The 6,475-nt window shown below is 73.5% G+C and carries 3 protein-coding genes; all 3 read right to left on the reverse strand.

Translation table 11 applies throughout. The features are described from left to right. Positions 1 to 10 precede the first annotated feature (10 nt). The 3 genes from nudC to ACZ4XD_RS21590 all read right to left on the reverse strand — a co-directional run bounded on the left by nudC (position 11) and on the right by ACZ4XD_RS21590 (position 6,285). Positions 11 to 946: an NAD(+) diphosphatase gene (nudC, locus tag ACZ4XD_RS21580; protein WP_468044349.1), complete on the reverse strand. Its 936-nt coding sequence runs from the start codon at positions 944 to 946 to the stop codon at positions 11 to 13. Between the two features lie 73 nt (positions 947 to 1,019). Next, positions 1,020 to 2,420, reverse strand: coding sequence for a dipeptidase (locus ACZ4XD_RS21585; RefSeq protein ID WP_468044351.1), 1,401 nt, complete (start codon positions 2,418 to 2,420; stop codon positions 1,020 to 1,022). A 10-nt stretch (positions 2,421 to 2,430) separates the two neighbouring features. After that, complete coding sequence (locus ACZ4XD_RS21590) at positions 2,431 to 6,285, reverse strand: UvrD-helicase domain-containing protein (protein ID WP_468044353.1); 3,855 nt, start codon at positions 6,283 to 6,285, stop codon at positions 2,431 to 2,433. Between the last annotated feature and the right edge of the window lie 190 nt (positions 6,286 to 6,475).

Below are 6,475 nucleotides of genomic sequence, written 5' to 3' on the forward strand. Positions count from 1 at the left end.
GCGCCCCGGCTCACGGCTTCGGCAGGGGCTTGCCGTACCAGAGTTCGATGAGGCGGGCGGCGATGGAGATGCCGTAGGGCGGGAGGACCTCGCCGGATTCGAAGGCGGTGCGGAGGTCTTCGCGGGAGAACCAGCGGGCCTCTTCGATTTCCTCGCCGTCGACCTGGATCTCGGCGGTGGTGGCGCGGGCCATGAAGCCCAGCATCAGGCTGGAGGGGAAGGGCCAGGGCTGGCTGGCGATGTATTCGACGTCGCCGACGACGACGCCGGCCTCCTCGAAGACCTCGCGGGCCACCGACTGCTCGATGGACTCGCCCGGCTCGACGAAGCCCGCGAGGGTGGAGAAGCGGCCCTCGGGCCAGTGGACCTGGCGGCCCAGGAGGGCGCGGTCCTCCTCGTCGGTGACGAGCATGATCACGGCGGGGTCGGTGCGGGGGTAGTGCTCGGCGCCGCAGGCGGGGCAGCGGCGGATGTGGCCGGCGGCGGCGATGACGGTGCGTTCGCCGCAGCGGGAGCAGAAGCGGTGCAGCCGCTGCCAGTTTTCGAGGGCGACGGCGTGCACGAGGAGGCCGGCGTCGCGGGGGGAGAGCAGCAGGCCCGCCTCGCGCAGGCCCGCCGGGCGCGCGGACTGGTCCATGCGGCCGGGCAGCGAGTCCTTCTGGAGGGCGAAGTAGCTGACGCCGTCGTCGTCGGTGCCGAGGTAGTAGCGGTGGGCCTCGGTCAACGGCGCCTCGAAGGACGGCGTCATGATCAGCTCGGTGCGGCCGTCGGGGGTGTCGTCGATCAGCGCCTGGCCGCCGGACACCACGAACACGCGCGTCGTCGGGTGGCTCCAGGCCGCCGCCAGCCATGCCTCGTCGAGGCGGTGATGGGCGGAGCGGTCGATTCCGCTCGGCGCGCTGAAGGTGATCGGCCGGTCGGCGCTGTGGTCGGTCCAGGTGGTCACTGGTGTTTCCAACTCCCCCTATGGCGTGGGTGATTGCTGCGTACGGGCGCGGGTCGGTACGGCGGTGGCGCGGTCAGGCCGTCTGCCAGGTCTCCGCCAGGTCGCCCCACAGGTGGGCGGCGGTCTCGACGCCCTTCATCAGCAGGTCGAGCTCGACCCTTTCGTTCGGTGCGTGCCAGCCGTCGGACGGGATGGAGATGCCGAGGAAGAGCACCGGGACGCCGAGGACGTCCTGGAGGTCGGTGGCCGGTCCGGAGCCGCCCTCGCGGGTGAAGCGGATCTTCTGGTCGAAGGCCCGGCCCATGGCGCGGACGACGGACTGGAGCGCGGGGTGGTCGAGCGGGGTGAGGCAGGGACGGGTGGCGCCCCAGAAGGAGATCTCGTGGCGGATGCCGGCCGGGAGGCTTGCTGCGACCCAGTCGCGTACGGACTGCTGCACGGCGGCGGCGTTCTGGCCCGCGACCAGCCGGAACGACAGCTTGAGCTGTGCGGTGGCGGGCACGATGGTCTTGCCGCCGGGGCCTTGGTAGCCGCCGCCGATGCCGTTGACCTCGGCGGTGGGGCGGGCCCAGATGCGTTCCAGGGTCGTGCTGCCGGCCTCGCCGAGGGTGGCGTGGGAGTGCGCGGTGCGCAGCCATTCCTCCTCGTCGAAGGGGAGCTCGGCGAAGAGTTCCCGTTCCTGGTCGGTGAGTTCGATCATGCCGTCGTAGAAGCCGGGGACGGCGACCCGGCGGTCGGCGTCGTGCAGGGCGGCGGCCAGCCGGGCGGCCTCGGTGGCGGGGTTGGGGACGGCGCCTCCGAACGATCCGGAGTGGATGTCCTGGTCAGGGCCGTAGAGGTCGATCTGGCAATCCGTCAGGCCGCGCATGCCGGTGCACACCGTGGGGGTCTCCTTGGACCACATGCCGGTGTCGGAGACGATCACCGCGTCGCAGGCGAGGCGGTCGGCGTGCTTTTCGATCAGGGCCGGGAAGTTCGGTGAGCCGGACTCCTCCTCGCCCTCGATCAGCAGCTTGAGGTTGACGGCGGGGGCGGTGCGGCCCGTCGCGGCGAGGTGCGCGCGTACGCCCAGGGTGTGGAAGAACACCTGGCCCTTGTCGTCGGCGGCGCCGCGGGCGTAGAGCTTGCCGTCGATGGTCTGCGGCACGAAGGGGTCGGTGTGCCAGCCGTCCTCGCGGGCCGCGGGCTGGACGTCGTGGTGGCCGTAGACGAGCACGGTCGGCGCGGACGGGTCGCCGGAGGGCCATTCGGCGAAGACCGCGGGCAGACCGCCGGTCTCCCAGATCTCGGTGGTCGGGAAGCCGGTGTCGGTGAGCTTCGCGGCCAGCCATTCGGCACTGCGGCGGACATCGCCGGCGCGCTCCGGGTCGGCGGACACGGAGGGGATGCGCAGCCATTCGGCGAGGTCTTCGAGGAAGGTCTCGCGGTGGAGGGTGAGGTACGCGCGGACGGCGCTGTCCGGGGTTGTGCTCATACGACCGAGCCTATCGGCCTTCCGAGGGAGGCAGGTCGGCGGTCTCGCCGAGCAGGATGCGTTCGAGTCCGGCCCGGCCGGGGAGCCGGGTGGGTCTGACGACCTCGCCGGTGCGGACGTAGAGGAAGGCGGCGTCGACGGCGGACGGCGCCAGGCCGTACCGCTCGGCCCAGGCGAGGCGGTAGATCGCCAGCTGGAGGGGGTCGGCGGTGTGGGCGCGGCCGGTTTTCCAGTCGACGATCTCGAAGCGGTCGCCGTCGGGGCCGGGCTCCTTGTAGACGGCGTCGATCCGGCCGCGGATGACCCGGCCCGCGAGGGTCAGCTGGAAGGGGGCCTCGACCCGGTAGGGGGTGCGGTGGGCGTACGGGGTACGGGCGAAGGCTTCCTTGAGGGCTTCGAGGTCGTGCTCGTCGACGATCTCGGTCTCCTCGCCCGGTTCGGCGCCCGGCAGTTCGTCGGGGCCGAGCAGCGGCAGGGTGAGCTCTTCGAAGCGGGATTCGACCCAGGCGTGGAAGCGGGTGCCGCGGCGGGCACCGGGCTGGGGCGGGCGCGGCATGGGGCGGGCCAGTTCGCGGGCGAAGCCGTCCGGGTCGGCGGCGAGGCGCAGGAGCTGGGTGGCGCTGAGCGCGGACGGCAGCGGGACATCGCGGACGGTCGCGCGGGCGCGGCGCAGCTCGGCGGCGAGGGCGTCCAGATCGCGGTCCCAGGAGCCGACGGTGCGGCGCTCTTCGGGGAGGAGGGGGTGGGGGGTGGTGTCGTGGAGGGGACGCGTGTCGTCGGGGTGGGGGGTGTCGGCCTCGTGGGGTGGGTGGGCCGGGTGGGCCGGATCGGTCGGTCCGGTGAGGTCCGCGAGGTCGGGTTCGGTGGAGCGCTGGGCGATGATGCGGGGGTGGGGGGTGGTCTGGCTCTCGGGCTGGGCCTGGGCCTCGGCCTCGGCCTCAGGGGTGTCGTACGCCGGTCCCGCGTACACAGCAGCGTCCCCGAACGAGCCGGCGTCCGCGAACGGGCCGGCTTCAAAGTCGTCACCGTCGAAGGGATCGGCCTCGACCGGCGCATACGGCGGCGCGCCATCCAAGCCATACGGCGCCGCCTCGTCGAACGGTTCGTCTTCCGGAAGGTCGAACGGGTCCGCCTCGGGGGCCTCGTACGGGGACCCGTCCCAGGAGTCCTCTGTGTCCTCCGGCGGGACCGGCGGCCAGTCGAGGTCGTGGGCGAACCGTGCGGGTGTGGCGGATCCGGGGGCGGCCGCACCCGGGCCCGTCCTCCTGCGTTCCAGATGGGCGCGGACCGTGGCCGCGGCGGTGCGGCGGCGGGCGGTGGCGGTGGGGTCGAGGGGCAGGGGCCAGGCCTGTTCCGTGGCGGCCTCGGAGAGGGCCGGGTTCTCGTCGCCGTCCTCGGGGGCCTCGGCCCAGTGCTCGATCTCGCCGTGGCCGGCTTCGCAGTGCTCGCGCAGGGCCTCCAGGAAGACGGACGGGCCGCGCGGCCGCTTCTGCTGCGGGCCCCACCAGTGGCCGGAGCCGAGGAGCAGGGAGCGGGGGCGGGTGAAGGTGACATAGCCGAGGCGGAGTTCCTCGGTTTCCTGGTGGTGCTTCATCGCCTCCTTGAAGGATTTCAGGCCACGGGCGGTCCATTCCCCGACGTCGGGGAGGGTCGCCGCGTCGCCGCGCAGGGCGTGCGGGAGGACCTTGGGGCGGCTGATCCAGGACTCGCGGGCCTGTTCGCTGGGGAATTGCTTGCCGACCAGGCCGGGGACGGCGACGACGTCCCATTCGAGGCCCTTGGACTTGTGGGCGGTGAGCACCTTGACGGTGTTGTCGCCTCCGGGGAGGGAGCTGTCGAGGCCCTTCTCGTACTGGACGGCGGTGCGCAGGAAGCCCAGGAAGGCGAGGAGGGTGGCGTCGCCGTCGAGGGATTCGCCGCCCTGTTTGGCGGCGAATCCGGCCGCGATGTCGAGGAAGGTGCCGAGGGTTTCGCGGCGGCGGGCGGCGAGGGCGTGCGGGGAGGCGGACAGCTCGACTTCCAGGCCGGTGGCGGCGAGCACCCGGTGGAGCACGTCCATGAGGGGGTCGCCGAGGGAGCGGCGCAGGTCACGGAGTTCGGTGGCGAGGTAGGCGAAGCGCACCCGGGCCTCGGCGGAGAACGGGAGGCCGTCGTCGGGCCCGTCGGCCTCCAGGAAAGTGTCGAGGGCGTCGGCGAGCGAGATGGTCTCGGCGGGGTCGACGCCTTCGACGGCCTCGGCGAGGCGCTGTCCGGGGTCGTCGGAGGGGCCGCCGTGGTGGACGAGGGTGCGGGCGCGGCGGCCCAGGAGCGCGAGGTCGCGGGGGCCGATCCGCCAGCGCGGGCCGATCAGCAGACGGACCAGGGCGGCGTTGGCGGTGGGGTCCTGGAGCACCTCGCAGACGGCGACGAGGTCGGCGATCTCCGGTAGATGCAGCAGCCCGGAGAGGCCGACGACCTCTACGGGGATGTCCCGGGCGACCAGTTCGCCCTGGATGCGGGCGAAGTCGCCGGCAGTGCGGCAGAGCACGGCGATCTCCCCGGGCGGGGTGCCGGTGTGGACGAGGTGGGCGAGGGAGTCGGCGAGCCAGGTGAGCTCTTCGGCGTGGGTGGGCAGCAGGGCGCAGCGGACGAGGCCGTCGCGTTCGGCGCCGGGGGCGGGGCGCAGCGCTTCGACGCCTTCGTGCATCCGGCGGAGGGGGGCGGCGAGGCCGTTGGCGAGGTCGAGGAGGCGGCCGCCGCTGCGGCGGTTCTCGCTGAGGGCGTACCGGCGGGCGGGGGCGCCGTCCTCGAAGGGGAAGTGGTCGGGGAAGTCGTCCAAGTTGGCCACGGAGGCGCCGCGCCAGCCGTAGATGGCCTGGCAGGGGTCGCCGACGGCGGTGACGGCATGGCCGGTGCCGGCGCCGAAGAGGCCGGAGAGCAGCAGGCGTTGGGCGACCGAGGTGTCCTGGTACTCGTCGAGCAGGACGACGCGGAATTCGTCGCGCAGGATGCGGCCGACTTCCGGGCGGGTGGTGGCGAGGGTCGCGGAGTGGGCGATCTGGTCGCCGAAGTCGAGGAGATCGCGGCGGCGTTTCTCATTGCGGTAGGCCGTGACGAGGTCGAGGAGTTCCCGGCGGCCGCGGGCGGTTTCGGGGGCTTTGCGCAGGTCGGCGTTGGTGAGCTTGGCGCCGTCGAGGGTGGCGAGGAGGTCGCTGTCGTAGGCGTGGAGTGCGGCGGGGTCCACCAGGTGTTCGGCGAGCTCGGCGTCCAGCGCGAGGAGGTCCTCCACGAGGGAGGGCAGGGAGGTGGTGAGCGCCGGGTAGGGGCCGGGGGCGGCGCGCAGGGTGCGGGCGGCGAGCTGGAAGCGGGTGGCGTCGGCGAGGGGGGGGGGGGGGGGGGAGGGGGGGGGGGGGGGGGGGGGGGGGGGGGGGGGGGGGGAGGGGGGGGGGGGCCCCCCCCCGACACCCCCCCCCCCCCCCCCCCCCAGGCCGATGCGCAGGCCGTGGTCCTTGAGGAGCTGCCCGGCGAAGGCGTGGTAGGTGGAGATCCGCGGCTCGCCGGGGGGCTGGTCGGGGGCGCCGTCGGCGGACGGGAGGGCGTCGGGGTCGGTGACGCCGGCGGCGAGCAGCGCGGCCCGGACGCGTTCGGCGAGTTCGCCGGCGGCCTTGTTCGTGAACGTCAGCCCGAGGACCTGCTCGGGGGCGACCTGTCCGGTGCCGACCAGCCACACCACGCGGGCGGCCATGACCGTGGTCTTGCCGGAACCGGCTCCGGCCACGATGACCTGCGGGGCGGGCGGGGCGGTGATGCACTCCGTCTGCTCCGGGGTGAACGGGATGCCGAGCAGCTCCTTGAGCTGCGCCGGGTCGGTAATACGCGGGGCCACGGTTGAGAACCGTAGCGGCCCGCACTGACAATCCCGCTGCGCTGTGCTTTCCCCCACGTTGTCGGCTGTCCCGCCGTGGGGCTTCTCTTTGTTCCGCCTGCGGCGGGCGGGTCCGCTGCGCGGGGCTGTGGGTGCGGTGACGGACCTCCGGGGCCGGTGTGTGGGACTGCTTCGCTTTACGTCCCACACA

This window comes from Streptomyces sp. NPDC029466 (assembly GCF_055574515.1).